General features: G+C 70.6%; 27 protein-coding genes. 12 read left to right on the forward strand and 15 right to left on the reverse strand.

Features of this window, described 5'->3' with window-relative positions:
* Nucleotides 1-97: 97 nt before the first annotated feature.
* Nucleotides 98-1,813 (forward strand): S8 family serine peptidase, encoded by a 1,716-nt coding sequence (locus tag AB0I59_RS13845; protein WP_061255212.1) that lies wholly within the window; start codon nt 98-100, stop codon nt 1,811-1,813.
* Nucleotides 1,814-1,905: 92 nt separating this feature from the next.
* On the opposite strand, the gene AB0I59_RS13850 is transcribed toward AB0I59_RS13845, so the two are convergent.
* Nucleotides 1,906-2,412 carry a MarR family winged helix-turn-helix transcriptional regulator gene (locus tag AB0I59_RS13850; protein ID WP_061255213.1) on the reverse strand — a complete coding sequence of 169 codons (507 nt, stop codon included), beginning with the start codon at nt 2,410-2,412 and terminating at the stop codon, nt 1,906-1,908.
* A 344-nt stretch (nt 2,413-2,756) separates the two neighbouring features.
* On the opposite strand from AB0I59_RS13850, the gene AB0I59_RS13855 reads away from it, so the two are divergent.
* The gene (locus AB0I59_RS13855) at nt 2,757-4,121 is read left to right on the forward strand and encodes a hypothetical protein (RefSeq protein ID WP_358132706.1); all 1,365 of its coding nucleotides are present in this window, start codon (nt 2,757-2,759) and stop codon (nt 4,119-4,121) included.
* 30 nt (nt 4,122-4,151) lie between these two features.
* A complete protein-coding gene (locus AB0I59_RS13860) occupies nt 4,152-4,844 on the forward strand; it encodes a DUF4230 domain-containing protein (RefSeq protein WP_061254855.1) in 693 nt (230 codons plus the stop codon).
* Between the two features lie 23 nt (nt 4,845-4,867).
* Here AB0I59_RS13860 and meaB read toward each other — a convergent pair whose 3' ends face one another.
* Together meaB and AB0I59_RS13870 are read right to left on the reverse strand one after the other, a co-directional pair.
* On the reverse strand, nt 4,868-5,845 hold the full coding sequence (meaB, locus tag AB0I59_RS13865; RefSeq protein WP_061254856.1) for a methylmalonyl Co-A mutase-associated GTPase MeaB: 978 nt from the start codon (nt 5,843-5,845) through the stop codon (nt 4,868-4,870).
* Nucleotides 5,846-6,000: 155 nt separating this feature from the next.
* Nucleotides 6,001-7,194, reverse strand: a complete 1,194-nt coding sequence (locus tag AB0I59_RS13870) for an acetyl-CoA C-acetyltransferase (protein ID WP_358132709.1) — start codon at nt 7,192-7,194, stop codon at nt 6,001-6,003.
* Between the two features lie 154 nt (nt 7,195-7,348).
* Here AB0I59_RS13870 and mce point away from each other — a divergent pair, with 154 nt between their 5' ends.
* Both mce and AB0I59_RS13880 read left to right on the forward strand, forming a co-directional pair.
* On the forward strand, nt 7,349-7,771 hold the full coding sequence (mce, locus tag AB0I59_RS13875; RefSeq protein ID WP_061254858.1) for a methylmalonyl-CoA epimerase: 423 nt from the start codon (nt 7,349-7,351) through the stop codon (nt 7,769-7,771).
* Nucleotides 7,772-7,959: 188 nt separating this feature from the next.
* Nucleotides 7,960-9,255, forward strand: coding sequence for a DivIVA domain-containing protein (locus tag AB0I59_RS13880; RefSeq protein WP_061254859.1), 1,296 nt, complete (start codon nt 7,960-7,962; stop codon nt 9,253-9,255).
* Nucleotides 9,256-9,496: 241 nt separating this feature from the next.
* On the opposite strand, the gene AB0I59_RS13885 is transcribed toward AB0I59_RS13880, so the two are convergent.
* The 6 genes from AB0I59_RS13885 to AB0I59_RS13910 form a co-directional block, all read right to left on the reverse strand.
* Nucleotides 9,497-10,450 carry a helix-turn-helix transcriptional regulator gene (locus AB0I59_RS13885; RefSeq protein ID WP_061254860.1) on the reverse strand — a complete coding sequence of 318 codons (954 nt, stop codon included), beginning with the start codon at nt 10,448-10,450 and terminating at the stop codon, nt 9,497-9,499.
* Between the two features lie 315 nt (nt 10,451-10,765).
* On the reverse strand, nt 10,766-11,536 hold the full coding sequence (locus AB0I59_RS13890) for an alpha/beta fold hydrolase (RefSeq protein WP_061255214.1): 771 nt from the start codon (nt 11,534-11,536) through the stop codon (nt 10,766-10,768).
* Nucleotides 11,537-11,732: 196 nt separating this feature from the next.
* A complete protein-coding gene (locus AB0I59_RS13895; protein ID WP_061254861.1) occupies nt 11,733-12,494 on the reverse strand; it encodes an SDR family NAD(P)-dependent oxidoreductase in 762 nt (253 codons plus the stop codon).
* Between the two features lie 109 nt (nt 12,495-12,603).
* On the reverse strand, nt 12,604-13,314 hold the full coding sequence (locus AB0I59_RS13900) for an alpha/beta hydrolase (protein WP_358132713.1): 711 nt from the start codon (nt 13,312-13,314) through the stop codon (nt 12,604-12,606).
* Between the two features lie 232 nt (nt 13,315-13,546).
* Nucleotides 13,547-13,885: an Rv1322 family protein gene (locus tag AB0I59_RS13905; protein WP_061254863.1), complete on the reverse strand. Its 339-nt coding sequence runs from the start codon at nt 13,883-13,885 to the stop codon at nt 13,547-13,549.
* A 149-nt stretch (nt 13,886-14,034) separates the two neighbouring features.
* Nucleotides 14,035-15,543: a 3-hydroxyacyl-CoA dehydrogenase family protein gene (locus AB0I59_RS13910; protein ID WP_061254864.1), complete on the reverse strand. Its 1,509-nt coding sequence runs from the start codon at nt 15,541-15,543 to the stop codon at nt 14,035-14,037.
* A gap of 68 nt (nt 15,544-15,611) precedes the next feature.
* Here AB0I59_RS13910 and nucS point away from each other — a divergent pair, with 68 nt between their 5' ends.
* From nucS to AB0I59_RS13940, 6 genes are all read left to right on the forward strand, one after another.
* Nucleotides 15,612-16,274, forward strand: coding sequence for an endonuclease NucS (nucS, locus tag AB0I59_RS13915; protein ID WP_061254865.1), 663 nt, complete (start codon nt 15,612-15,614; stop codon nt 16,272-16,274).
* 95 nt (nt 16,275-16,369) lie between these two features.
* Entirely contained in the window at nt 16,370-17,203 is an 834-nt protein-coding gene (locus tag AB0I59_RS13920) for an ABC transporter ATP-binding protein (protein WP_358132716.1), read from the forward strand.
* On the forward strand, nt 17,196-18,044 hold the full coding sequence (locus AB0I59_RS13925; protein WP_358132718.1) for an ABC transporter permease: 849 nt from the start codon (nt 17,196-17,198) through the stop codon (nt 18,042-18,044). Before AB0I59_RS13920 ends, AB0I59_RS13925 begins: the two co-directional genes overlap by 8 nt.
* Nucleotides 18,041-19,477, forward strand: coding sequence for a sensor histidine kinase (locus tag AB0I59_RS13930; RefSeq protein ID WP_358132720.1), 1,437 nt, complete (start codon nt 18,041-18,043; stop codon nt 19,475-19,477). Before AB0I59_RS13925 ends, AB0I59_RS13930 begins: the two co-directional genes overlap by 4 nt.
* Nucleotides 19,478-19,484: 7 nt before the next feature.
* The gene (locus AB0I59_RS13935) at nt 19,485-20,102 is read left to right on the forward strand and encodes a response regulator (protein WP_061254868.1); all 618 of its coding nucleotides are present in this window, start codon (nt 19,485-19,487) and stop codon (nt 20,100-20,102) included.
* A 208-nt stretch (nt 20,103-20,310) separates the two neighbouring features.
* Nucleotides 20,311-20,892 (forward strand): TetR/AcrR family transcriptional regulator, encoded by a 582-nt coding sequence (locus AB0I59_RS13940; protein WP_358132863.1) that lies wholly within the window; start codon nt 20,311-20,313, stop codon nt 20,890-20,892.
* 22 nt (nt 20,893-20,914) lie between these two features.
* On the opposite strand, the gene AB0I59_RS13945 is transcribed toward AB0I59_RS13940, so the two are convergent.
* The 4 genes from AB0I59_RS13945 to AB0I59_RS13960 are packed head-to-tail and all read right to left on the reverse strand — an operon-like array spanning nt 20,915 to nt 24,678.
* The gene (locus AB0I59_RS13945; RefSeq protein ID WP_061254870.1) at nt 20,915-21,508 is read right to left on the reverse strand and encodes a response regulator transcription factor; all 594 of its coding nucleotides are present in this window, start codon (nt 21,506-21,508) and stop codon (nt 20,915-20,917) included.
* Nucleotides 21,505-22,692 (reverse strand): sensor histidine kinase, encoded by a 1,188-nt coding sequence (locus AB0I59_RS13950; protein ID WP_061254871.1) that lies wholly within the window; start codon nt 22,690-22,692, stop codon nt 21,505-21,507. The genes AB0I59_RS13945 and AB0I59_RS13950 overlap by 4 nt, the downstream gene beginning before the upstream one ends.
* Nucleotides 22,693-22,702: 10 nt before the next feature.
* Nucleotides 22,703-23,803, reverse strand: coding sequence for an ABC transporter permease (locus AB0I59_RS13955; protein ID WP_061254872.1), 1,101 nt, complete (start codon nt 23,801-23,803; stop codon nt 22,703-22,705).
* Nucleotides 23,800-24,678 (reverse strand): ABC transporter ATP-binding protein, encoded by an 879-nt coding sequence (locus AB0I59_RS13960; RefSeq protein WP_358132723.1) that lies wholly within the window; start codon nt 24,676-24,678, stop codon nt 23,800-23,802. The genes AB0I59_RS13955 and AB0I59_RS13960 overlap by 4 nt, the downstream gene beginning before the upstream one ends.
* A 92-nt stretch (nt 24,679-24,770) precedes the next feature.
* Here AB0I59_RS13960 and AB0I59_RS13965 point away from each other — a divergent pair, with 92 nt between their 5' ends.
* The gene (locus AB0I59_RS13965) at nt 24,771-25,364 is read left to right on the forward strand and encodes a cob(I)yrinic acid a,c-diamide adenosyltransferase (RefSeq protein WP_358132725.1); all 594 of its coding nucleotides are present in this window, start codon (nt 24,771-24,773) and stop codon (nt 25,362-25,364) included.
* A 166-nt stretch (nt 25,365-25,530) separates the two neighbouring features.
* Here AB0I59_RS13965 and AB0I59_RS13970 read toward each other — a convergent pair whose 3' ends face one another.
* Both AB0I59_RS13970 and AB0I59_RS13975 read right to left on the reverse strand, forming a co-directional pair.
* Complete coding sequence (locus tag AB0I59_RS13970) at nt 25,531-25,929, reverse strand: DUF2550 domain-containing protein (RefSeq protein WP_061254882.1); 399 nt, start codon at nt 25,927-25,929, stop codon at nt 25,531-25,533.
* A gap of 23 nt (nt 25,930-25,952) precedes the next feature.
* The gene (locus tag AB0I59_RS13975; RefSeq protein ID WP_061254883.1) at nt 25,953-26,354 is read right to left on the reverse strand and encodes a F0F1 ATP synthase subunit epsilon; all 402 of its coding nucleotides are present in this window, start codon (nt 26,352-26,354) and stop codon (nt 25,953-25,955) included.
* Nucleotides 26,355-26,378: the final 24 nt, after the last annotated feature.

The following is a 26,378-nucleotide window of genomic DNA, read 5'->3' on the forward strand; positions in this document are numbered from 1 at the left end:
TGTCACACCTTGGTCGCAATACTCCACGGATCTATGACAGAGGTCGTCAATACCGAAATATGAGACGCGCATGGTTGATGTCCACAGGGAGGTGGATGTGAAGCGCGTCATTGTCGTCGCCGCAGCCGCGGCACTCGCCGCGGCCACGCTGGCGTCGCCGGCGCAGGCGGTGCGCACCGCGGCCGAACCGGCCGCGGAGACCGAGTACGTCGTCCTTTACAAGGAGGGCGCCAACGCGGCCGATGCCCAGAAGGCGATCGAGGCCGCGGGCGGTTCCATCGTGAAGGTCAACACCGCGGTGGGACTGGCGACGGTCACCACGACCAACAGCGGGTTCTTCGCCGCCGTCAAGGACAACTCCGCGATCGAGGGTGTCGCACGCAACCGCGTCATCGGCACCGCGCCGAAGGCGGCCAGAGTCCAGGCGGGCGCCGCCAAGGCCATCCAGGCCAAGGCCGTCGAGAAGGAGGGCAGGGCCGGAGCCACTCCGGTCAAGAGGGGCAAGAACCCCAAGGCCGAGCCGCTCAGCGATCTGCAGTGGGACATGCAGCAGATCCACGCCAACGAGGCGCACAAGTACGAGACGGGCGACAAGCGCGTGCTCGTCGGCGTTCTCGACACCGGGGTCGACGGATCCCACCCGGACATCGCACCCAACTTCAACAGGGCCCTGAGCCGTAACTTCACCGTCGACATCCCCACGGACGCCAACGGCGACGTCGTGGACGGCCCCTGCGAGGTGGCCTCCTGCGTCGACCCGGCGGACGTGGACGACGACGGCCACGGCACGCACGTCGCCTCGTCGATCGCGTCCCCGGTCAACCGGCTGGGCGTCTCCGGCGTGGCCCCCAACGTCTCGATCGTGAACATCCGGGCGGGTCAGGACTCGGGCTACTTCTTCCTGCAGCCGACCGTGGACGCGCTCACCTACGCGGGCGACATCGGCATCGACGTGGTCAACATGAGCTACTACGTCGACCCGTGGCTCTTCAACTGCGTGGACAACCCCGCCGACTCCCCCGAGAGCCAGCTCGAGCAGGCCACGATCATCCGCGCCACCCAGCGGGCCCTCGACTACGCGCACAACAGGGGTGTGACCCTGATCAGCGCCGCGGGCAACGAGGCGATGGACTACACCAAGACCAACACCGACACGAGCAGCCCGGACTTCGTGAGCGTGCCCGGTCAGGCCCCCTACTCCCGCACGATCCCGCCGAGCTGCAAGTCGATGCCCGGCGAGGGCGACCATGTGATCTCGGTCTCGTCGACCGGCATCAGCAAGCGCAAGGCGTACTACTCCAACTACGGCGACGGCTTCGTCGACGTCGCCTCCCCCGGCGGCGACGTGTACGACACGTCCGACAACACGCGGGACATCACCAAGGCGACCCTCTCGGCGTACCCGAAGTCGCTCGCCGTCGCCAACGGCGAGATCGACGAGAACGGCGAGCCGACGGTCCCCTACGTGGTGAAGGACTGCAACGGCAGCGTCTGCGGGTACTACCAGTACCTTCAGGGCACCTCGATGGCCTCGCCGCGTGCGGTGGGCGTCGCCGCCCTGATCGTCAGCAAGTACGGCAGGCCCGACCACCGGCACCCGGGCGGGCTGACCATGGACCCCGCCGCCGTGGAGCGGATCCTCAAGGGGACGGCCACCCCCACCCCGTGCCCCACTCCGGCGGCGTTCACCTACACGCGGCACCTGCCGGCCGGTTCCACCGTGACCGCGACGCACACGTGTGAGGGCGGCGGCGCCGGCAACGGCTTCTACGGCAGGGGCATCGTCGACGCCCTGCGCGCCGTGGGCCGCTAGCCGGACACCGGCGGCCGGAACCGACGGCCGACACCCCGGACGTACCAAGCGGCACCCCGCTGACGGCACACCGTCGGCGGGGTGTCGCCGGTTCAGGAGGCGAAATCGCCGGCGGCGACCCTGAGGGTCCGCAGGAGGTCGAACATCTCGCCCAGGTCCTCCTCGCCGTACATGGCCAGGCCGAAGTCGGCGGCCATCAGGTCGGCGGTGGCGAGCCGTACGACCTCGCGGCCCCGGTCGGTGATCTCGGCGAGCACGCCGCGCCCGTCCCGAGGGTTGCGCATGCGGCGCACCAGCCCGGCGCGCTCCAGCCGGTCGACCGTGTTGGTCACGCTGGTCGGATGGACCATGAGGCGCTCGCCGATCTTGGAAAGAGGCAGCGAGCCCGCCTTGCTGAACGTGAGCAGAACCAGCGCTTCGTACCGGGCGAAGGTCAAATCGTACGGCTTGAGCAGCGCGTCCAGTTGCGCCAGGAGTATCTGGTGAGCTCTCATGATCGAAGTGACGGCGGCCATCGCGGAGGACGGCCCGAAGTTCGCTCGCCAGCTCTCGGCAGCCCTGTCGATGGGGTCGAACGGGAGATTGAGCGGCTTCGAGATGAACACAGCGATACGGTAGCGCGACGATAGTCCCAATTGCGCTGCGTACGCTGTGTAACCAAATTGATTCCTTGACCCCAGAACTCCGGCGTCAAACATCACGCTCCGTTATGGTTGCCACGTCAAAAGGTGAGGCGGCGGCAAACCCGGAGGGCAACGCGAGCCAAGTCTGCTAGTCGGCAGGCACGGCGCGCACGTCCTGCGGACCAGCGCCACGGGGACCGGCGCGGTCCGACGCCACCGCCCACCCGCACGGGGGGTTTGGTCGATGGGCAACAAGCAGACGACGGCGCTGGAGCAGCGTCGCGCACGACCGTGGGCGTGGCCGCATGCCGCGCCCGGTCGTGGATAGCCGCGGAGGCGTTTCACGCGAGGAACTCAAGCAGGGCGCGGTCGTGCTTCTGGCCGTGCTGCTCGTGCTCGGGCTCGTCTGCGCGTGGAGCGTCCTGATTCCTGGCGTCATGGACTGGGACAACATCGTGGTCGCGGTCATCGGGTCGCTCCGGCTGACCGGTCCGGTCGCCGCGGCCTTCGCCGCGTGGGTCGCGGCGCGCAGACGCCGCGCGGGCCGCCGCCGAGCGCTCACCACATGGCAGGCGATACGACCGCCGCTCGCGATCCTCGTGGTCGTCGTGGGCTCCTTCGCCGCCACCATGACGGTGCTCACCGTGCGCGCCCTGCTGACCGGGGAGGGCAACGGCCTGCTCCCCGGCGGGGTGGCCATGAGCGCCGCCGGACTCGCTCTTTACGTGGTCGCGGGATGGGTCGTCGGCTGGCTCGCACCGGTGGCCGTCGCGCCGCTGGTCGCCGGTTTCGGCACGTACGCGCTGTTCACCTGGGTCGCCTCGGGCGCGCCGTGGGCCGACCGGCTCGCCCCCGCCGCGCGGGAGCCGTACGACGCCTTCCGGCTGATGCCTCTGGGCGCGTTCACCGACCAGGCGCTGTGGCTGGTGGGCATCAGCGCCGCGCTTCTCCTCGGCTGGGCCGCGTTCATCACCAGGCAGGCGCTCGCGCTGGCCGCGGCCATGGTCGCGCTGCTCGCCGCCGGGACCGGCGTGGCGCGGCTGCTGAGCGAGCCGCAGGAGGTCGCGGCGAGCGAGAGCCTCGCCTACAGCTGCCAGGAGTGGCCGATCGTCGTCTGCGTGCATCCGGGGATACGCAGCGGCCTCGGCGAGCTGGGCGGCACCTTCACCACGATCGCGGCCCGCCTGGCCGGCACCCCCGCGGCGTTCAACCGGGTCGAGCAGCGCTCGCGCTCGGACACCGACAAGGTCGGCAAGGGCGTGGTGCCCATCTACGTAGACGATCTCGACGCCGGATACGCGGACCGCGCGGCCTCCGAGTTCGTCGAGCGGCTCGCCCGGCCGTGCCCCGGCTCCCCCGCCGACGGGTACCGGGCGATCGTCATCGCCTGGCTGCGCGACGAGCCGCTGCCCTCCGGCCCCCTGCCCGAGCAGCGGCGCGCCGCGACCTGGTTCGCCCACCTGACCGAGACCCAGCGCCGGGACTGGCTGAGGATGTTCTACACGGACTTCGCCACCTGCCGGTTGCAGAGCAGGTACTTCGGCGGAGACGTCCGGCGGGACGCCCCCGCCACCCCCAGCTATCCCATGAACCCGCCGTACGGCCACGAGACCCCCACGCCGGCGGACGCTCCGGCTGACCACGAAACTTCGCCGGGCGAATCACTACATGCCCCGCCAAGGTGAGATCGGGCCGATCTCGGGAAGATTCCTTCCGTGAACCGCCAGACCGGAGCCCCCCACGGGTCGCCGCCCCCCGCAGAGCCGGCGAACCGGCGCTCCCGACGCGGCTGGCGGTGGCTCGCCGGCCTCCTCTTCGTCGCACTGCTCTTCGTCGTCGGCGCGCGGCTCGCCCTCTCCTGGCTCGACCCGTTCGGCGAGCGGACCGTGGACCGAAGCGGTCCGGTGCTGCTGCAGTCGATCCACAACCTGAGCCGTTTCGAGGCCGCCACCGGCAACTTCCAGGTCGTCGTCGATCTGGAGAAGGACGCCGCGTTCCTCCCCGACGCCATCAAGGGGACCAGGACCCTGTTCGTGGGAGCGGGGAACGTCGACGCCTATGTCGACTTCGGCTCTCTCACCAAGGACGCGATCACCGTCTCGCCCGACCGCACCACCGTCACCGTACGGCTCCCGCGCGCACAGCTGGAGAAGCCCAACCTGGACAACAAGCGGTCGTACGTGTTCGCCCAGCAGCGCGGGCTGCTCGACCGGGTGTCGGACTTCCTCTCGTCCTCGCCGCAGAACCAGCAGGAGCTCTACGTACTGGCCGAGAAGAAGATCGCCGACGCGGCCGTCTCCAGCGACCTGCGCGCCCGAGCCGACCAGAACACCCGGGCCATGCTGGAGGGCATGCTGACGTCGCTCGGCTTCACCAAAGTGGTGATCCAGTACTCGTCCGAGCCCTGACGCCCTCGTACGCCCCGTCGGGGTCAGCCGATCGCGGCGAGCAGGTCGTCGGCGGCGGTGTAGGGGTCGGTCTCGGCCGCCAGCAGGCGTTCGGCGAGGAGGTCGAGCTGCCGCTCGCGGCCCGCCAGCGCGAACCGCGCCCTCAGCTGGGCGAGCGCGATGGACTCGATCTCGTCCCGCGCGCGGGCCAGCCTGCGGCGGCGGAGCTCCCCCGACTCGTCGAGGTAGGCGGCGTGCTTGTCGAGCGCGGCGAGCAGCTCGTCGGCACCCTCGCCTCTCGACGCCACCGTGGAGACGATCGGCGGCTTCCATGGCGCGTGGATCAGCCCGACCATGTTCCGTAGCTCGCGGACCACCGCCTGGGCGCCGTCGCGATCGGCCTTGTTGACCACGAACACGTCCGCGACCTCCAGGATGCCGGCCTTGGCCGCCTGGATGCCGTCGCCCATGCCCGGCGCGAGCAGGACGATCGTGGTGTCGGCGAGCCGCGCCACGTCGACCTCGGCCTGGCCGACCCCCACGGTCTCGATCAGGATCACGTCGCACCCGGCCGCGTCCAGCACGCGGAGGGCCTGGGGGGTGGCCCACGCCAGCCCCCCGAGGTGACCCCGGCTCGCCATGCTCCGGATGAAGACCTCGGGATCGGTCGCGTGCTCCTGCATGCGCACCCGGTCGCCGAGCAGCGCGCCGCCCGTGAACGGGCTGGACGGGTCCACGGCCAGCACGCCGACCCGATGGCCCCGCTTGCGGAACGCCTGGATGAGCATGCCGGTCGAGGTCGACTTCCCCACGCCGGGGGATCCGGTCAGTCCGATCACCCGCGCGCCGTACGGCCCGCGCCCGGCACCGGGGCCCGTCTCCGTCGCGAACGCCGCCATCACCTCGCGCAGCGGATCGTCACCGCCCGGCACCGCGGTCGCGTTCTCGACCAGGGTGATCAGCCGAGCGACGGCGCGGGGCCGTCCCCGCCGCGCGTCCGCCACGAGCGCGCCGACGTCCATGGAAACCTCCCGTTTCGGTCGCCCGGAGTCCAGCCTAGACGCTTGATCGCGTACGGTCCCGCCGCGCGGGCGATGACGCCCGCGCGGACAGGGTGCTCCGCGGTCCGATCAGTCGGCTAGCAATCAGCCGAGTAATCAGCTGAGCAGTCGGCTGGTCAGTCGCGGGAGGGGACGCGGATGATCAGGGCGTCGCCCTGGCCGCCGCCGCCGCACAGGCCCGCCGCGCCGACGCCGCCGCCGCGCCGCCTGAGCTCGTGGGCCAGCGTCAGCACGATGCGCGCGCCGGAGGCGCCGATCGGGTGGCCGAGCGCGATGCCGCCGCCGTTGACGTTGACCTTGTCGAGCGGAACCCCGAGCTCCTTCACGGACTGGAGCACCACCTGGGCGAACGCCTCGTTGATCTCCAGCAGATCGAGATCGTCCGGGGTGAGGCCCTGCTTGCCCAGGGCGTGCTTGATCGCGTTGGCCGGCTGGGACTGGAGGGAGTTGTCCGGACCGGCGACGTTTCCGTGCGCGCCGATCTCGGCCAGCCACTCAAGGCCGAGCTCCTCTGCCTTCGCCCGCGACATGACGACGACCGCGACGGCGCCGTCGGAGATCTGGGAGGCGGATGCCGCCGTGATCGTCCCGTCCTTGACGAAGGCGGGACGCAGCCCGGCGAGCGTCTCGGCCGTGGTGTCGCCGCGGATGCCCTCGTCGGCGGAGAACACGATCGGCTCGCTGCCCTTACGCGAGGGCAGGGTGACGGGCACGATCTCGTCGTCGAAGACGCCGGTCTTGGTCGCCTGGGCCGCGAGCTGGTGGGAGCGGGCGGAGAACTCGTCCTGCTCTTCGCGGGTGATGCCGAACCTGGCGTTGTGCTGCTCGGTCGACTCGCCCATGGCGATCTGGTCGAAGGCGTCGGTGAGCCCGTCGAAGGCCATGGAGTCGACGATGCCGGCCGGGCCGTACTTGACGCCCTTGCGCAGGCCGGGCAGCAGGTGCGGCGCGTTGGTCATGGACTCCATGCCGCCCGCGACCACGATGTCGAACTCACCCGCCCGGATGAGCTGGTCGGCCAGGGCGATGGCGTCCAGCCCCGAGAGGCACACCTTGTTGATCGTCAGGGACGGGATGGTCATGGGGACGCCCGCCCTGACGGCGGCCTGCCGCGACGGGATCTGGCCGGCGCCCGCTTGGAGCACCTGCCCCATGATCACATATTGCACGTCGGAGGGGGCGACGCCGGCACGCTCCAGCGCGGCCTTGATGGCGAGGCCGCCGAGGTCGACTGCGGACAGGCCGGCGAGCGAGCCGAGCAACCGCCCGATGGGCGTACGAGCTCCTGCGACGATCACGGAACCGGACATTGGAGGGGCCTCCATCACGGGATCGGGGCGACGATGTCACGATACCCAGGAGTGTCCGAGCGACCGCCATGGTGGTCGGCCACATGTTCCGTGCCCGGAATCCGGGCCGGTGCCACTGGCGGGAGCGCGGACTGTGACGCGGACGGAGTGAGACATGCTGCTCAGGATCGATCATGTGGGCATCGCCTGCCACAACCTCGAAGAGAAGATCGAGTTCTACGAGTCGACGTTCGGGCTCACGGTGGTGAGCCGGGAGGTCAACGAGGAGCAGGGCGTGAAGGAGGCGATGCTGCACGTGACTGACGGCCCCAGCGGCGCCTCGTACGTGCAACTGCTTGAGCCCCTTCACCCGGACACCGCCGTGGGGAAGTTCCTGGCCAAGCGCGGCGAAGGCGTGCATCACATTGGCTATGGCGTGGCCGATGTCACGCAAGCCTTGCAGGATATCGCCGCAAAGGGCATAAAACTCATCGATGAGCGTCCGAGGCACGGTTCAATGGGCGCGTCAATCGCGTTTCTCCACCCGAAAGACGTGGGAGGAGTGCTGACGGAGCTGGTCGAGACAGCGCGGCTTTGACTCCTGGACGTAAGAAAGGTTCATACGTAACAAGTCGCGCATAAAGTCGGAGGGGGCCGCCAAGGCGGCAGTACCGGAGTACGCTGGCCTATCACCGGACGTGGATCCCGTGATGGGCTCCCCGCCTCGGCTGTCCGAACCCCCCGTCCGGCCCCTGTAGCCGTCTCGACAACCCAGGATCGAGCCTCATGCAGTCCGACATCGACGCCCAACTCAACAATTTCTTTGAAGACGCCCCTTCTCGGGAATTCGACGTGGTGCTCCGGGGCTATGACCGGCACCAGGTCCACGACCACTTGAAGACGCTCGACACCGAACTGCGTCAGGCCCGTGAGCAGGTCGGAGCGCTCCAGCGGGACCTTTCGGACTCGCAGCGCCAGTTGCAGGAGCAGGAGCGTCCGACCTATTCGGGACTCGGCGCCCGCATTGAGCAGTTGCTTCGTCTTGCGGAGGAGCAGGCCACCGAGCTGGTCCAGGCCGCCAGGTCCGAGGCGAACGAGATCAAGGCCGCGGCCAAGGTCGACGCCGCCGACCTGCGCGCCGCCGCCGAGAACGAGGCCGCCGAGAAGCGCGCCCTCGCCTCGCGTGAGGCCGAGGACATGCGCAGCACGGCCGAGCGGGACGCCGAGGAGATCCGTTCGACCGCCAAGCGGGAGGCGGACGAGCTCACCTCGACCACCGAGCGGGAGGTCGCCAAGGTACGCGCCACCGCCGACCACGAGGTCGCGGAGAAGCGCGCGGACGCCGAGCGTGAGATCGCCAAGCTTCGCACCACCACCGAGCGCGAGGTGGCCCAGCTTCGCGCGTCCACCAAGCGCGAGCGTGACGAGGTGCTCACCACCGCCAAGCGCCAGGCGGACGAGATGCGCGCCCAGGCACAGCGTGTGCTGGAGGAGTCCGAGGCCAAGCGGGCACAGGACGAGGCGGAGTTCGAGATCCAGCTCGCGTCCCGCCGCGAGGAGGCGGAGCGGCAGGAGGCCGAGCGCCACGCCACCGCCCAGTCCAACACCCAGAAGCTCGTCGCCGAGGCGGAGCAGCGCGCCGCCACCGCCGAGCAGCGGGCCAGCAAGGCGACCCAGCAGGCCGAGCAGACCCGGCGCGAGGCCGACACCCACGCCAAGCAGCTGCTCGCCAACGCGAGGAAGAACGCCGACCAGCTCGTGGCCGAGGCCAAGTCCAGCGCCGATTCGATAGTGACCGACGCCAAGAACGAGGCCGAGCGCACCCGCACCTCCATGCAGCGCCAGGTCGACGAGCTGACCCGCCAGCGCGACAGCATCACCAGCCACCTCGCGCAGCTGCGTCAGCTGCTCGGTGGCGCCCCGCTGCCCGGCATGGACCCCGAGCCCGCCCCGGTCGCGGCCGCTCCGGCCAAGCCCGCGCTTTCGGCGGCGCCGAGCAGTGTCGACAAGCCCGTCTCGGTCGCCAAGCCCGTCGAGACCAGCAGCAAGGCCGACGACGACGCCGAGTGGTGGCAGGAGTAACGACCGGCGCTTTCGGGGAGTTGGCGACGGCTGCACCGGTACACCGGGTGGGGCCCGGCGGATCATATCCGCCGGGCCCCACTGTGCTTGTTGCGCTCGCTGCGCTCACGCGGGCTCGGGGCGCCTGAAGTCGGCTCGTGCCCTCGTCACGTCCTCGCTCCTTCGTCGCTCCGGGCGTTCCTCGGTTGCTGCACCGCCGCGCCCGAGCGTGATGGCCGGCACCGTAAGGAGTGCCGGTGCGTCAGATCCAGCCGCGACGGGCGGCCTGGACCCCGGCCTGGAACCGGCCGGTCGCACCCAGACGGCCGAGCAGAGAAGCGATCCTGCGCCGCAGGGTCCGCTCGGAGATGCCGAGGTGCCGCAGGATCGCCTCGTCCTTCATCCCGACCGCGAGCAGCTCAAGGATCTGCCGGTCGACCGCGTCCAGAGTCGGTACGGACGGCGTCCCCGCGAGGGGGGCCGCCTCGCGCCACAGCGTCTCGAACAGCGCCACCAGGGCATCCGTGAGCGCGCTGTGCCGTACCACCACGGACGTGAAGCGGATGCCCTCCTCGTTGCCGGTGAGCGGCAGCAGGGCGGTCGTGCCGTCGACGAGCACCAGCTTGATCGGCAGGTTGGCGTGCACCCGTGACTGCTCGCCCAGGCTCATCATCTGCCGGATCTCGTCGAGCTTGGCGGGCAGGTCGAGCACGGCCGACGAGTAGATCGCCCGGCAGCGCACCCCGCGCGCCAGAGCCGACCCCTCGGCGCTGATCGACGTCCCCGAGGCGGCGTACGGCGGGGCGTCCAGCGCGAGCACCTCCTTGGACGCGCCGGCCAGCAACTCGCCCACCCGCCTGCCCGCCGCGGCCGAGCCCTCGACGACCTCGATGACGCGTTCCGGATCGGCGCGCAGCAACCCCTCCTGGAAGGAGGCCGCCAGTTCGTCGGCCTCAAGCGTCAGCCGGTCGAGCTCGGCCCTGCGGCGGCGGATCGCCCCGCCGAGGCCGATCCTCGGGTCGGCGGCGCGCAGGCCGTACCTGTCACCGGACGACTCCAGCAGCCCGAGCTCCATGAGCCGGTCGACCGAGGCCTGCACGGCGTCCGGCGACGCCTCCAGCCGCCGTGCGCACTCTTCCACCGAACAGCGGGGGTCACGGAGCAGCAGGCGGTAGATCCGTTCCTCGAGGACGTCAAGACCGATGGCGTCCCACACGTGCACCTCCGTGGCATGTTCCGGTCAATGGCCGGATCAGGTCACCAGTTTGTACCACAATCGGGGTGTCGCTCCGCAAAGGTAGCGGCATGGGGCGCACACGGAGCCGGGCTTCATGCGCTCCCGAGGGAGGAAGCAGAGGGAGGGGACGCAGGCCTGGACGGTGACCCCGTCCGCCGCGTCCGCCCCTCGCTCATCGTCTCCGGCACCTCGCCCATCATCTCCGCACTTCGCTCGTCATCCCCGTCCCGCGTTCGCGGTCTCCGGATCCTGCGCTCCGCTTCTCCGGATCCGCGCTCCGACCAAGGCTGGATGTCAGGCGACGGACCGGACGAAGTCCGCCACGGCGCGGTTGAACGCCTCGGGCTGTTCCATGGCGGACAGATGGCCCGCCGTCTCGATGACGACGAGTCTGCCGTCGGGCACCGCCCCGGCCATCGCCTCGGCCTCGGAAGGCGGCGACAGCTCGTCCTCGTCCCCCACGACGACCAGAGCGGGCACCTTCAGACCGCGGAGCGTGTCGAAGGAGTCCGGGCGGGCCGCCATCGCGCGCTGTGCCCACGCCACGGCCGCGGGCGGCGCGCTCTGGACGAGGCCGCGGACCCGTCCGGTCACCATGGGTCTGCTGCGCTTCGTGGTCGCGCCGAGCTGCGGCGGCAGGACCTCCTCCACGAGGATCGCCGACCCGTCGCGGAGCACGGCCTCCGCTATCCGCTCCCGGTTGTGCCTGGCGGGCTCCGGGTCGGCCGCCGCCTTCGTGTCGGCGAGAACCACGCCGAGCAGGCGGTCGGGGTGGCGCCGGCAGAAGGCCATCGTGACGTAACCGCCCATCGACTGGCCGCCGACCACCGCCCGCTCGACGCCTTCGCGGTCGAGGAGCCGCGCCACGTCGTCGGCCATGACGTCGAGCGAGGGCGCGTCGTCTCCCAGCGGCGAGCCGCCGAAGCCGCGCATGTCCGGGGTGATCACCTGGCAGGCCGGTGCCAGCCCCTCACGCTGCGCCAGCCACATCGCCGAGGAGAGCGGGAAGGCATGGAGCAGGACCAGGGGCGTCCCGGAGCCGGCCGATCGTGAGTACAGCTGCATCAGGTCACCGTAACCCGCGATCGTCCCCCTGCCATCCCCCTCGGCCCGGGGTCCGCTCACCCGCTCCGTCCAGCCCGCCCCGCCCGGTCCGGCCCCGCTCGGTGGCGGGGTCGCGGCGAGTCCTGACGCGGCGGCCTCAGGCCGTGCGGTCTGGCCTCAGGCCGTGCGGTCTGGCCTCAGGCCGTGCGGTCTGGCCTCAGGCCGTGGCGGTCTGGCCTCCGTCGACGTACATGACCTGCCCGGTCATGTACGCGGAGGCGGGGCTGGCGAGGAAGAGCGCGGGATAGGCCATCTCGTCGGGGGTTCCCCAGCGTCCCATCGGGACCCCGCTGATGGTGGCCCTGCTGGCGTTCTCGTCCTCCCACAGGTTGCGGTTGAGCTCGGTCGCGGTCCATCCCGGGCACAGCGCGTTCACCCGTACGCCACGGGACGCCCACTCCAGCGCGAGGGTCTTGGTCAGGGCCACCAGACCGGCCTTGGCCGCCGCGTACGGGGCGAGGAACGGGGCGCCCTTTGCGGCGACGGACGCGACGTTGATGACCGACCCGCCGCCGCGTTCGAGCAGGTGAGGGGCGAGCGCGTGCAGGACGGCCATCGCCGAGTCCAGGTTGAGCCGCATGAGCTTGTCCCAACCGGGGAGCCGCAGGTCCTTGAACTCGACCAGGAAGCTCGAACCCCCGGCGTTGTTGACGACGATGTCCACGTGACCCAGCGCCTCGATCGCGGCCTGGACGGCCGTCGCGACGGCATCACGATCGGTCACGTCGCAGGGGATGACGTGGGCCCGGCGGCCGAGGTCCTCGACCTCCTTGGCCACCTGGGCGAGGCTCTCCGCGGACCGGGACACCAGAGCGACGTCGGCTCCCGCCTCCGCGTACGTGAGGGCGATGGCCCTGCCGATGCCTCGGGACGCCCCTGTGACGAACGCCTTCTTACCGGAGAGATCGAACGCCTGCACGGTGCCTCCCTGGAACAGAACATAGCTCTACTGTTCCTGTTTTATACCGCTTCGGCATCCCGCACCGCACCCGGTCCCCCGGAAGCGCCGCACCCGCTCCCCCGGAAGCTCAGACCCGCGTGGGCAGCGGGCCCGCCGCAGGGTTCACCCGCTTGACGATCTCGTCGAGCACGATGCGCACGGACGGCTCGCCGACCCACAGGTGCTTGGCGCCGTCCACCCCGACGACCTCGGCCTGCGGCACGCGGACGAACCGCGTACGCGCCTCCTCCGGCCGCAGGTAGTCGTCCAGTTCGGGTACCAGCGCGACCAGCGGCCTGCCGAACTCCGCCCACGCGTCGAGATCGGCGTCCGACGCGCGGCGCAGCGGCGGCGAGAGCAGGATCGCGCCCGCGACGAGGGGATCGCGGCCCCACTTGAGGGCGAGCTCGGTGCCGAACGACCAGCCGACGAGCCACGGCTGCGGCAGGTCGTGGAACTCGGCGTACTCCAGGGCCGCCGCCACGTCGAACCGCTCGTCCTCGCCGTCGCCGAAGGCACCCTGGGACGTCCCCCGCTCGGAGGTCGTGCCACGGGTGTTGAAACGCAGCACCGCGAGGTCGGCGAGCGCCGGCAGGCGGTAGGACGCCTTGCGCAGCACGTGGCTGTCCATCATGCCGCCGTGCGTGGGCAGCGGGTGCAGGCAGACCAGTGTGGCGACCGGCGGCCGGTTCTCGGGCAGCGCGAGCTCCCCGACCAGCGTCAGCCCGTCGGCCGTGTGCAGCTCGATGTTCTCGCGCCGCGCGGGCAACACCGTCGACGCCCGGATCTCCGCCACCATCCCGAAACCTCCTGCACGATCAGATGAATGCCCGCTATGTGAAGCTCGCCCCAGTATTCCGCGCGGGCTCGACTGCCCCGCCCGCCGTACGGCGCCGCCCGTACGGCACCGCCGGGTACGGCAACCCGTACAGCACCACCATTCAGCACCGCTGTCCGTGCCGCCCGTTCAGCAACGCCGTTCAGCTGCGCCGTTCGACAGCGCCGTTCGGCGGCACGGTTCGACAGCGCCGTCAGTAGCGGGTACGGCCGGGCCCGCGGTTGACCCGGTTGCGCCAGCAGGCGGTGTGCCAGTGGCGCCGCTCGTTCTCGCCGCCGGTCCAGTTCGGCCAGGACACGACGTGTGCGAGGCCGACCCGGATCTCCTGGTCGCAACCGGGACAGCGGTAGACCTTGTCCGCCGCTCCGCCCACGATGCGCCGTACCTGCCACTCGCCGTCCGGCCACTCCTCGACCTGGCCGATGCCGAACCGCCCGGCGAAACCGAGCCCCTCGTCGTCGCCTCCGCCGGAGGCCGGACGCCGCGAGCGGCGCGAGGCGCCGTCCGAACGGCGGGCGCGGCGCGGGCTCACCGGACCTCCTCGCGCGTACGGCGCGGGCGCGTCACGGCCTCGTCGCGCGTACGACGGGCCGGGGTGACGGTGGGCGTGGCAGAGAACGCGGCCGGCGTGACAGGGGGCATGGACGGCGAGACGGGGGTCATGTCAGACAGAACGGACGGTCAGCCGGCGTATTCCCGGATGCTCGGCACTCCGGCGGTGACGAGCTGGTCGAGCAGCGGCACGGGCGCGAAGGACGGCTCACGGTACTCCGCGTAGAGGGCGCGGAGCCCGTCCCTGACCGTCTCCAGGCCGATGGCGTCGAGCATCTCCAGCGGCCCGGCGGGGTATCCGCAGCCGAGCCTCATCCCGGTGTCGATGTCGCCCGCCGAGGCGTACCCCGACTCCAGCATGCGGACGGCGTCGTTGAGATACGCGTACAGCAGGGCGTTGACGACGAACTCCGCCCGGTCCCCGCACATCACCGGCGTCCGTCCGAGGATCTTCACCAGATCGCGTACGGCGCCGGCGGTCTCCTCGGAGGTCAGCACGGTGGAGGCGACCTCGGCCACGTCGTCGCCCACGAGGTGCAGCCCGGCCAGCCGGTCGGGGTGCGGGATCCGTACGGCGAGCTCGACGATGGGGCGGTCGGACAGCGCGACGATCACGTCGGCGTCCGCCACCGGCGCCAGGTCGGAGTTCTCCGCGACCACGGCCTTGAACCCCGCGCCGTCGAGGGCCGCGACGAGCGCGGCCGCCTCCGGCCCGGCGCCGACGATCCCGACGGTGGAGACGGACGCCGCCCGCCGGTCTCCCTCGGCAGCGGGGGCGCCTTCCGCGTCGGAGTAGAACCCGCGGCCGGTCTTGCGGCCGAGCAGCCCGGCGGTGACCAGCTCGCGCAGTACGGGCGCGGGCGCGTGCCGCCGGTCCCGGGTCTCGCGGAACAACACCTCGCACACCTCGTAGGAGGTGTCCAGGCCGATCAGGTCGAGCAGCGTGAACGGCCCCATCGGCAGGCCGACGCCCAGCTTCATGGCGGCGTCGATGTCGTCCCGGCCGGCCAGGCCGGACTCCAGCAGGGCGCAGGCGTGGTTGAGATAGCCGAGCAGCAGCCGGTTGACCACGAACCCGGCCCGGTCACCGGCCGTGATCGGCGTCTTGCCCAGCCGCCGGGCGAGCGCGGCGATGTCGTCGGCCAGACCGTCGTCGGTGACGACCGTGTGCACGACCTCGACGAGCTTCATCACCGGGGCGGGGTTGAAGAAGTGCATGCCGATGACCCGTCCGGGCCGCGACGTGCTCGCGGCGATCGCGGTGACGGAGAGCGACGAGGTGTTGGTGGCGAGCACCGCCGACGGCTTGCAGATGCGGTCCAGGTCCGCGAACAGGCCGCGCTTGAACTCCATGATCTCGGGAATCGCCTCGATCACCAGGTCGGCGTCCGCCAGGTCCTCGCGCGACGTGGTGAGGGTGATCCGGCCGAGGATCTCGCTCCGGTCGTCCTCGGTGAGCTTGCCCTTCGTCACGGCCCTGCCGGTCGAACGGTCCAGGTGCCCGCGCCCCCGGTCCAGGGCCGCGTCGTCGGCCTCTACCCCGATCACCTGGACGCCCGCGCGGGCGAAGACCTCGGCGATCCCCGCTCCCATCGTGCCCAGTCCCACCACACCGACAGTCTCAAACGTCTGCGCCATGGGGTCAGTCTCGCAGAGGGGTCCGATCCGGCAGAGAGCAGGCGGCCCGACCGGTAGGGTTGGCGGCTATGCGGCTGGTCATCGCGCGGTGCAGCGTGGATTACGTGGGGAGGCTGACGGCCCATCTGCCCATGGCGCCCCGCCTCATCTTGATCAAGGCGGACGGCAGCGTCTCGATCCACGCCGACGACCGGGCGTTCAAACCGCTCAACTGGATGAACCCCCCGTGCAAGCTGCGCGAGGACGAGGGCACCTGGACCGTGACCCACGGCAAGACCGGCGAGAAGCTCATCCTCACGATCGAGGACGTGCTGCACGACACCAGCCATGAGCTGGGCATCGATCCCGGGCTCCAGAAGGACGGCGTCGAGGCGCATCTCCAGGAACTGCTCGCCGAGCACATCACCACGCTCGGCGACGGCTGGACGCTGGTCCGCCGCGAGTACATGACGGCCATAGGCCCGGTGGACATCCTCTGCCGCGACCAGCGCGGCGGCACGGTCGCCGTGGAGATCAAGCGCCGCGGCGAGATCGACGGCGTCGAACAGCTCACCCGCTACCTGGAACTGCTCAACCGCGATCCGCTGCTCGCCCCGGTCAAGGGTGTCTTCGCGGCCCAGGAGATCAAGCCCCAGGCCCGGGTGCTGGCCGCCGACCGCGGCATCGACTGCGTCACCCTCGACTACGACGCGCTGCGCGGCATCGAGCCGGAGAACCCGACGCTCTTCTGAGGAGCCCGCCGGGTCGTGTGTCCACCGATCGATGGACACACGGATTCATCCGGGTGGGGGTGTCCAAGGACAAAGGCCAGGTAGATCCTTATGGCATGACAAACGCCATACAGGTCCGTGGACTGACGAAGCGGTACGGGGACGTACAGGCGGTCAAGGGCATCGACCTCGACATCCGGCAGGGCGAGGTGTTCGCTATCCTCGGCCCGAACGGGGCGGGCAAGTCCACGACGGTGGAGATCCTCGAGGGGTACCGCAAGCGCGACTCGGGCGAGGTCTCCGTGCTCGGCGTCGACCCGGCCCGGCCGACCCGGGAATGGCGGTCACGCATCGGCATCGTCCTGCAGACCGCCAACGACGCCGCCGAGCTGAGCGTGCGGGAGACCGTACGCCATTTCGCGGACTACTACCCGAACCCCAGGGACCCCGACGAGGTGATCGCCGCCGTCGGGCTCACTGAGAGCGCGAACAAGCGGGTCCGCCAGCTCTCCGGCGGGCAGCGGCGGCGGGTCGACGTCGCCCTCGGCGTCCTGGGCCGGCCCGAGCTGATCTTCCTGGACGAGCCCACCACCGGTTTCGACCCCGAAGCCCGGCGACAGTTCTGGGAGCTGATCGAAGGGCTGGCACACGACGGCAGCACGATCGTGCTGACCACGCACTACCTGGACGAGGCCGAGGCGCTCGCCGACCGGGTCGCGGTCATCGCGGGCGGCACGATCGTCGCCGAGGGCGAGCCGGGAACGCTCGGCGGCCGGGCCACCGCGAAGGCCACGGTGAGCTGGGCGGATGGCTCCGTCGAGACCGACACCCCGACCAAGACCGTCCTGGAGCTCAGCCGCCGATTCGACGGGGAGGTCCCCGGCCTCACCGTCGCCCGCCCCACGCTCGAAGACATCTACCTCACGCTGATCGAGGCCCCCCGTGACTGAGACCGCCACCGGCTCCGCCCCCCGTACGGCCACCACACGCGCGCTGCCCTCCACGCTGAAGCTGGGCCTGTCCCGCGGCGCGGTGGAGACGAAGATGTTCTTCCGCGAGAAGGACGCCGTCATCTTCACCTTCGCCTTCCCGATCATCATGCTCGTCCTGTTCGGCTCGATCTTCGCCGGCAGCCTGGAGGGGACCGGGGTCACCGTCTCCCAGCTCTACACCGCCGGGCTGATCGGCGCCGGCGTGATGGGCGCCGGTTTCCAGAACCTGGGCATCGGCATCGCGGCCGACAGAGACGACGGCACGCTCAAGCGGCTGGCCGGTACGCCGATGCCGCGCAGCGCCTACTTCATCGGCAAGATCGTCAACGTGCTGGTGATCGCGTTTCTCGAAGTGGTGATCCTGCTCGCCATCGGCGTCCTGCTGTACGACCTCGACCTGCCCTCGCAGGTGTCGAGCTGGGTGACGTTCGCCTGGGTGTTCGTGCTCGGCGTCACGGCCGCGGCGCTGCTGGGCACCGCCGCGAGCAGCCTGCCCCGCTCGGCCAAGAGCGCGGCGGCGGTCATCAGCATGCCCTTCGTGGTGCTGCAGTTCATCTCGGGGGTCTTCATCCCGTTCACCCAGATGCCCGAGTGGCTGACCAACATCGCCTCGGTGTTCCCGCTGAAGTGGATGTGCCAGGGGTTCCGGGCCGTGTTCCTCGGTGACGGCGGCGTCACGCTGGAGCTGACGAAGTCGTACGAGCTGGACCGGGTGGCCCTGGTCCTGGCCGCATGGGTGGTCGGGGGCCTCGTGCTGTGCCTGACGACCTTCCGCTGGAAGGGCCGCCGGGACGGATGAGCACGGCCTGGCGCCGGAACCGGCGCTCCCTCGCCGAGGGCGTCGCCGCTCCCGGCGAGGACGGCGAGCCCGGCGACGGCCACGCGTGGAAGGCGTTCCGCGGCTGGGAGACGCTGTACTCCGTGGTCTTGGCCGTCACGATCGCGCTCGTGTTCGCGGACGACGACCTGACCCCGGCCACCAGGACGATCGCGCTCGCGCTGCTCGGCTGCTGCGCGGCCGGGTATCTGCTCCTCGGCCGCCCAGCGCTCGGGGATGGCGGCGCCCGCGACCGCCGCGGCCTGCTCTATGTGGGCGTGATGATCGCGACCTTCGTCCCGGCCACCATCATCACGACTTCGGCGGCCATCGGGCTGTTCGCGCTCTGCCCGCAGGTGTTCATGCTCCTGCGTGACCGATACGCCGTCGCGGTACTGCTGGCGCTGAACGTCGGCCCCGTGACCATGTTCCTGGCGGCGTACGGCGGGACCGGGCAGCTCGGGTTCGTCTCCATCGTTTTGATCGGCGTCGCGTTCGCCGCCGTCCTCGGGTCGTGGATCAGCCGTATCATCACCCAAAGCACCGAACGCGCGCGGCTCATCGAGGAGCTGTCCGCCAGCCGCGCCGAGGTCGCCCGCCTGTCCGCCGAGCGTGGCGCGCTGACCGAGCGCGAGCGGCTGGCCCGTGAGATCCACGACACCCTCGCCCAGGGGTTCACCAGCATCATCATGCTCATCCAGGCCGCGGAGGCGCAGCCGGGGACGGCGCCGGGATCACGGCATCTGGCGCTTGCCGTACAGACCGCCAGGGAGAACCTGGCGGAGGCGCGCGCCCTCGTCGCGGCGCTCAGCCCGGCCCCGCTGGACGGCTCCACCCTGGATGAGGCGCTGCGGCGGCTCACCGCCCGGCTGGGCGAGGAGCTGGGCCTCCACGCGTCCTTCGCGGTCGAGGGCGTTTCGCGCGCGCTGCCGGCCAACACCGAGGTGGTGCTGGTGCGAGCGGCGCAGGAGGCCCTGGCCAACGTCCGCAAGCACGCCGCCGCGTCGACCGTCCAGGTCCACCTCGTGTACGGCGTGGCCGAGGTGACGCTGACGGTCCGCGACGACGGGTGCGGGCTCGGCCCCGGCCCGACCTCGGGGTACGGCCTGCGCGCCATGCGCACCCGCGTCGAGCAGGAGGGCGGCTCAGTGTCCGTAACCGACGCCATGTCCGTAACCGACGCCATGTCCGTAACCGACACCATGTCCGTAACCGACACCGCGTCCCCACCCGGAGCCGCGTCGGTCGTAGCCGACGCCGCGTCTACACCCGGGGCCGTACCCATCACCGGGGCCGTGTCCGTGGCCGACACCGTGGCCGACACCGTGGCCGACACCGTGGCCGCACCCGGCACGACCCTGACCGTCACCCTGCCCGCGGCCCCGCCGGCGCCAGGTACCCGAGATGGAGAGTGATCCTCCCGTGATCCGCCTGATGATCGTGGATGATCATCCCGTCGTGCGCGAAGGGCTGCGCGGCATGTTGGAGTCCGACCCCGGCGTCGACGTCGTCGGCGAGGCCGGATCGGGCGACGAGGCGGTCGCCCGCGCCCGCGAGCTGCGGCCGGACGTCATCCTGATGGACCTGCGCATGCCGTCGGGCGATGGCGTCAGCGCGACCAGCCGGATCCTGGCGGACCGCCCGGAGAGCCGGGTGATCGTCCTGACCACGTACGAGACGGACCAGGACATCGTGCGCGCGGTCGAGGCCGGGGCGGCGGGGTACCTGCTCAAGGACATCTCCCGGGCCGACCTGCTCGCCGCCGTCGCGTCGGCACTGCGGGGCGAGACCGTGCTGGCCCCTTCCGTCGCCACCAGGCTCGTCACGCGGATGCGCGCGCCCGTCGCCGAGTCCCTGTCCAAGCGCGAGACCGAGGTGCTCTCGCTCGTCGCCCGGGGACTCACGAACGCGGAGATCGGGACGGCGCTCTTCATCAGCGAGGCCACCGTGAAGACCCATCTGCTCCGGGTCTTCGCCAAACTCGGCGTCTCCGACCGCACGGCGGCGGTCACGACCGCGCTCGGCCGCGGTTTTCTGTGAGCCGTCCGGATGCCCGTGAAAACGGCGAATCAAGATCGAATAGAGGGCTGTCTTGACGCCCTTGTCAAGGAAAAGATCTTCCTTTCGGGCGCCCGAAAGCGCTAATTTATAGATACTTTCGCATAAAGGATCTTGCGTCCATAATGGTTGCTCCTGGGGGGCCATGACGGCGCGAGGTGAAGTAGTGGCGGGACGGGAATACCGGGGGATGTCAGCCGAGCAACGGCTGGCCGACCGAAGAGAGCGGTTGATCACTGCCGCATATACGTTGTTTGCCAATCCAGGCTTTCACGGCACGACGATCGAGCGGCTCTGCGCGACCGCCCGCATCTCGAACCGGGCGTTCTACGAGTGCTTCTCGGGCCGGGACGATCTCATGCGCGCGGTCTACGACCGCTGCGTCGACGAGACGCTCGCGTCCGTCTCAGCGGCCATCGAGCAGGCACCGCCCACGCTGGACGACCGCATCGTGGCGGGCATCGGGGAGTACGTCCGGTTCGTGACCAAGGACGTCCGGCGGGCGCGCGTCATGCACCTGGAGGTCCGCCGCGCGGGGGACGTCCTGAGCGTCGCACGGCAGCGCTCGGTGCACGAGTTCACCGATGTGATCGAGCGAGCCGTCCACGACGTACGGCACCGGCCCCCGCTGGAGCCGCACCTGCTCTCGCTCGGCCTGATCGGGGCCATCACGGAGCTGCTCATCGAGTGGGTGCTGACCGACCCCGCACCGCCCGTGGACCGGCTCGTCGCCACGGCCATCCACATCTTCCGCAGCTCGTTCGAGACGTGATCTCGGGACGGCGGGACCGGGATCAGATCCACCCCATGTCCTGGGCGGCGCGGATCGCGGTGATGCGGTTTCCGGCCCCCAGCTTGCTGATGGCGTTGGACAGGTAGTTCCGTACGGTCCCCTCGGTGAGGTGCAGCGAGGCGGCGATCTGCGCCACCGACGCGCCCTTCGCCGCCAGGGCGAGGGCGTCGCGCTCCCGCTCCGTCAGCGGGCTCTCTCCCGCGGTCATCGCGGCGGCCGCCATCTCCGGGTCCAGATAGCGGCCGCCCGCGTGCACCTTACGGATGGCGCCCGCCAGCTCGTCGGCGGACGCGTCCTTGGGCACGAACCCGCGCACCCCGGCCGCGAGCGCCCGTCGCAGATATCCGGGCCGCCCGAAGCTGGTGAGGATCAGCATCGCCCGGCCGGGGAGGCTCTCCGCGACGGACAACCCGTCCATGCCCGGCATCTCGACGTCCAGCACGAGCACATCCGGCTCGTGCTCGCGTACGGCCTGGGCCACCGCGTCGCCCCGGCCTACCTGGGCGACGACCTCGATGTCGGGCTCCAGGCCGAGCAGCATCGCGACCGCCTGCCGGATGAGCCGCTCGTCGTCGGCGAGCAGGACGCGGATCACGCGCCGACCTTCGCGGGAATCGGGGCGACGGCCCGCAGGACGAACTCGCCCGACCCCGTGGGCCGGGCGTTCAGCGTTCCGCCGACCGCCGCCAGGCGCTCACCCAGGCCCGCCAGTCCGCTCCCGACATCCTCGACCGCCCGCCGCGCGACCCCGTCGTTGCGCACCTCGAGCACCGCCTCCTCCTCCGAGTGGCGCACGGTGATGTCACACCGAGACGCCGAACTGTGCCGCAGGATGTTGGTCGCCGCCTCACGGATCACCCACGCGAACACCGCGGCCACGTCGTCCGGCACCCCACGGTAGGGCAGGTGGAGGTGGCAGCTCACCCCCGCCGCCTCCAGCACTCCGCGTATCGTCGCCAGTTCGGCGCCCAGGTCGAGCGTCCGGTAGCCGCGCACCGTCTCCCGCAGCTCGCGCAACGCCGTACGGGCCAGGCCGCGTACCTCGGCCATCTCGTCCCTGGCCGCTGCCGCGTCCTCGGCGGCGGACAGCCGTACGGCGAGCTCGCTCTTGACCGCTATGGCGGAGAGCTGGTGGCCGACCAGGTCGTGCAGGTCGCGGGCGAACCGCAGCCGCTCCTCGGCCACGGCCAGCCGGGCCTGCGCCTCGCGACCCGCGTGCGCCTCCTCGGCGAGCCGCCAGATCCACACCCAGAGCCGGTTGGTCCAGGGGAAGAGGGCGCACATCACCACGTAGTAGAAAGCCACGCCGGCGATCACACCGGCGACGCTCGCCTCGTCGGTCGGGAAGGTGGGGTCTCCCCCGGCCAGCGTCGAGATCACGGCCAGAGGGATCACCACCACGGCCGTACCCGCCCCGAGTGCCACCGCGGCCTTCTTGGACAGCCCGACCGCGGCGATCGACAGCCACGCCAGCGGCACGAACCCCCAGCCCAGCGCCTGGGATCCGCCCACGACCATGACGAACAGGGAGAGGGGACCGGACGCCACGACCTCGCGTCGCGCGTAGCGGTGGTCCAGGACCGCGCCCGTGATCCGGAAGAAGAGCCAGCTGAACACGACCAAGCCGGCGACGGCGGGCAGGACGCGATGCCAGCCGGTCGTGTCGGTGGCGAACCCGGCGAGCACGGCGACGCCCACGACGAACCAGACAGCGACCAACGTCACGTTCAGCGTCCATCGGACGATCTTGCGTGCGCGTCCGAGCCCATCAGCCACCATTTACTCCACTTTATCGAGACGTGACCACATCGCGGAGCCGGACCCGCGCCCCCGTCCGGAGCACAGCCCGCTCGTAGATCCGGGCGGCCAGCAGCACGACGCCCACGACGGCCAGGACCATCAGCCCGGCGGAGACCAGCACCTGCCAGAAGGGGATCTCCGCGGCGGCCGACCGCACCGGCATCACCATCGACGAGAACGGCGGGACGTACGAGGCGATCGTGGCCACCACGCTCGTGGGCTCCGTGACGGAATAGAAGGCCACACCGTAGGACGCCATCATCGTCATGGTCATCGGGGTCAGGACGTTGCCGACCTCCTCCTGCCTGGAGACGAGCGACCCCAGCGCGGCGGCGAACGCGGCGAAGAACGTGTAGCCGAGCACGAACCACACGACCACGCCGGCCACGATCCCGGCCATCCCCGGCGGGAAGTCGACCGCCAGCCCGGAGGCCAGCGCGCCGCCGAGGCCCGCCACCAGCACCGCGACCAGGTTGATCAGGCCCACCGCGCCCAAGCCGAGGATCTTGCCGCCGAGGAGCTGCCAGGGCCGTACCGAGGTGAGCAGGATCTCGACGATCCGGCTGCCCTTCTCCTCGACCACACCCATCGCGACCATCATGGGCGTACCGATGATCAGCATGAAGAGCACGATCACCAGCACGACCGCGATACCGGACCGGGTCTTCTGGTACCGCGTGTCCGCGCCGACCGACTCCATGGCGAGCGGAGTGATCTTCACTCCGGCCGAGCCGATCTGGGCCTCACGGTTGGCGCTCTGCAGCAGCAGGCCGAGCTGGTCGTCGATCTCACCGTCGGTCAGCACCCTGGTACCGCCGACGAGGGCGGCGTCCACGTCGCCGTCGAGCACCGCCCGGCGGGCCCCGGCCTCGTCGGCGTAGTCCTTCCACTCGATCGGCGTGTCACCCCAGACCGGCAACTTCTGGGAGGAGACGACACCCACCCGGTACGAGTCCGGGCCGCCCAGGAGCTTGGGCGCGAACGAGATCGCCCCCACCAGCAGCACCATGATGACGAGGCCGACGACGAATCCCTTCGACCGCACCTGGGTCCGGATTTCGCGCCCGGCCACCAACAACAGCCCGTTCACGCCACGGCCTCCTTGAAGATCTCGGTGAGCGTCGACCGCTCGACCCCGAAGTGTTCGACCCGCCCCGCGCTCACAGCGGCGCGCAGGACCCGCTGGTCGTCGTCCTCCGTCGTGACCAGCACGTCACGGCCGCCTTCGACGGTGAGCTCGCCGGGCAAGCCGTCCGCCCATCCCGGCGTGGGGTCGGCGACGACCACCCGCAGCTTGCGCCCCTCGGCCGCCCGCAGCTCGTCCACCGTGCCGCTCGCCACCATCCGCCCGGCGGAGATGATGCCGACCGAGTCGCACAGCCGCTCCACCAGATCGAGCTGGTGGCTGGAGAAGATCACCGGTACGCCGCCCCTGGCGCGCTCACGCAGCGCCTCCGCCAGGGCGTCCACCGCGATCGGGTCGAGCCCGGAGAACGGCTCGTCCAGGATGAGGACGTCAGGATCGTGGACCAGGGCGACGGCCAGCTGCACCCGCTGCTGATTGCCCAGGGACAGCGACTCGACGGCGTCCTTCGTCCGCTCGGTGAGCCCCAGCCGCTCGACCAGCTCGGCGGTCGCCTTACGGGAGGCCGCGGGCGACAGTCCGTGCAGCCGCCCGAAGTAGTCGATCTGCTCGGCGACCCTCATCTTCTGGTACAGGCCGCGCTCTTCCGGCATGTACCCGAACCGCCGCCGTTCGGCGAACCCCAGCGGGCCGCCCTTCCAGCGGACCTCGCCGGCGTCGGCCTGGAGAACCCCCATCACGATGCGCATCGTCGTGGTCTTCCCCGCGCCGTTCGCGCCGACGAACCCGAACATCTCGCCCGGCCGTACGGCGAAGCTCACCCGGTCGAGGGCCACCTTGCCCGTCCCGAACGTCTTGCGCAGCTCCTCTGTCTCCAACATGTGATCGATGATGTCCCGCCCGGCCCACCGACCAGAAGACGTCGATATCAGCGCTTCCGGATGACATCTGTCATCTCGCTACGCTGATCCGTATGACGCGTGCTGACAACGACAAGCCGGTCGTCCTGTCGAAGATCTATACGAAGACGGGCGACGACGGCACCACCGCTCTCGGGGACATGAGCCGTACGACCAAGACCGACCCCAGGCTGGCCGCCTACGCCGACGTGGAGGAGGCCAACGCCGCCATCGGAGCCGCGCAGGCGCTCGGCCCGCTCCCCGAGGACATCACCGCCACGCTGACCCGGGTGCAGAACGAGCTCTTCGATCTGGGGGCGGATCTGTGCACCCCGGTCACGGAGAACCCCGAGTATCCCCCGCTGCGGGTGGAGGCGTCCTACATCACCTGGCTGGAAGAGCAGTGTGACCGGTTCAACGAGGAGCTGAAGCCGCTGCGCAGCTTCATCCTGCCCGGTGGAGCCCCCGGGGTCGCGCTCCTGCACCTCGCCCGCACGACGGTACGCCGGGCCGAGCGGTCCACCTGGGCCGCGCTGGAGGTCCACGACGACATCAACCCGCTGACGGCGAAGTACCTCAACCGGTTGTCGGACCTGATGTTCATCCTGTGCCGTGTCGCGGCCGCCGGCGACGAGATCCTCTGGGTTCCCGGCGCCTCACGCCACTGACCCGCCCCACCCCGTCATCGACACCTACGACGCCCAGCCATCCCGCTCGGGGCGCGGCGGTGAAGTAACCGAGGAACGCCCGGAGCGACGAAGGAGTGAGGATGTGACGAGGGCACGAGCCGACTTCGGGCGCCCCGGGCCCGCCGGGCCGAAGGCGCGGTAAATCCTAAGCGGCGTCGAGGTGGGCGCTGGGTGGGGCGGATTCGAGCCAGGCGAGGAAACCGGTGAGGGCGTCCTCGCTCATGGCGAGGGCGAGTGCGCCCCGCTCGGCCGAGCACTCGACGGTCCAGTAGCCCTCGGGCCCCTCACCGGTGCCGAGCCTCCTGCGCCGGGAAACCGTGAGGCCGCGCCTCGCGATTGCGTGGCGCGGCCTCAGGCGGAGTCCGAAGAACGGGATCCAGTGCAGCTCTCCCCCGGCGTAGCGGGCTACACCGGCTTTCCAGCCCTGGTTTCCCGTGCGTACCCGACAGACGACAGTGCCCCGGCTCCGGGCCAGGGCGATACCGCGTACGACGAGGAGGGCAGCGACAAGAGATACGCCTGCGAGAACGTCGAGCGCCGTCATCGCCGCCCTCCTTCACAAAAGAATCAAACCTCTTCCCCGGCTGCGCGCAGCCGGGCCCTGGCACGCTTGGCCGCGAGACGGATGTCCGCGTCCTCCTGGCCGGCCTCGATCGAGGCCTGCGCCCGCTGCAGCGCGTCCCTGGCGGCGGCGACGTCGACCTCGGAGCCGAGCTCGGCGGCCTCGGCCAGGATCGACACATCGTTGTTCGCGACCGAGATGAACCCGCCGTGGACGGCGGCCACCAAGTCACTCTCGCCGCCGCGCTTGACGCGCAGCACACCGCCCTCGACGAGAACGCCGAGCACGGGAGCGTGTTCCGGCATAATACCGATCTCGCCGTCCACGGTCTTCGCAATCACCATGTCGGCTTCGCCCGACCAGATCTCACGTTCCGGCGACACGACGCCAACGCGAAGCTTTGCCACTTCTGGCTCCCTTTCGATAGACGC

This window comes from Microtetraspora glauca (assembly GCF_040656155.1).
Classification (GTDB): Bacteria; Actinomycetota; Actinomycetes; order Streptosporangiales; family Streptosporangiaceae; genus Microtetraspora; species Microtetraspora glauca.

What these genes read in the sequence shown, in the direction of transcription:
- meaB (WP_061254856.1), bottom strand. Translation starts at nt 5,845, where the DNA reads ATGGACGTCGGCGCGCTCGTGGCGGACGCGCGGCGGGGACGGCCCCGC.
- AB0I59_RS13870 (WP_358132709.1), bottom strand. Translation starts at nt 7,194, where the DNA reads ATGTCCGGTTCCGTGATCGTCGCAGGAGCTCGTACGCCCATCGGGCGG.
- mce (WP_061254858.1), top strand. Translation starts at nt 7,349, where the DNA reads ATGCTGCTCAGGATCGATCATGTGGGCATCGCCTGCCACAACCTCGAA.
- AB0I59_RS13880 (WP_061254859.1), top strand. Translation starts at nt 7,960, where the DNA reads ATGCAGTCCGACATCGACGCCCAACTCAACAATTTCTTTGAAGACGCC.
- AB0I59_RS13890 (WP_061255214.1), bottom strand. Translation starts at nt 11,536, where the DNA reads ATGCAGCTGTACTCACGATCGGCCGGCTCCGGGACGCCCCTGGTCCTG.
- AB0I59_RS13900 (WP_358132713.1), bottom strand. Translation starts at nt 13,314, where the DNA reads ATGGTGGCGGAGATCCGGGCGTCGACGGTGTTGCCCGCGCGGCGCGAG.
- AB0I59_RS13910 (WP_061254864.1), bottom strand. Translation starts at nt 15,543, where the DNA reads ATGGCGCAGACGTTTGAGACTGTCGGTGTGGTGGGACTGGGCACGATG.
- nucS (WP_061254865.1), top strand. Translation starts at nt 15,612, where the DNA reads ATGCGGCTGGTCATCGCGCGGTGCAGCGTGGATTACGTGGGGAGGCTG.
- AB0I59_RS13920 (WP_358132716.1), top strand. Translation starts at nt 16,370, where the DNA reads ATGACAAACGCCATACAGGTCCGTGGACTGACGAAGCGGTACGGGGAC.
- AB0I59_RS13930 (WP_358132720.1), top strand. Translation starts at nt 18,041, where the DNA reads ATGAGCACGGCCTGGCGCCGGAACCGGCGCTCCCTCGCCGAGGGCGTC.
- AB0I59_RS13940 (WP_358132863.1), top strand. Translation starts at nt 20,311, where the DNA reads ATGTCAGCCGAGCAACGGCTGGCCGACCGAAGAGAGCGGTTGATCACT.
- AB0I59_RS13950 (WP_061254871.1), bottom strand. Translation starts at nt 22,692, where the DNA reads ATGGTGGCTGATGGGCTCGGACGCGCACGCAAGATCGTCCGATGGACG.
- AB0I59_RS13960 (WP_358132723.1), bottom strand. Translation starts at nt 24,678, where the DNA reads ATGTTGGAGACAGAGGAGCTGCGCAAGACGTTCGGGACGGGCAAGGTG.
- AB0I59_RS13965 (WP_358132725.1), top strand. Translation starts at nt 24,771, where the DNA reads ATGACGCGTGCTGACAACGACAAGCCGGTCGTCCTGTCGAAGATCTAT.
- AB0I59_RS13970 (WP_061254882.1), bottom strand. Translation starts at nt 25,929, where the DNA reads ATGACGGCGCTCGACGTTCTCGCAGGCGTATCTCTTGTCGCTGCCCTC.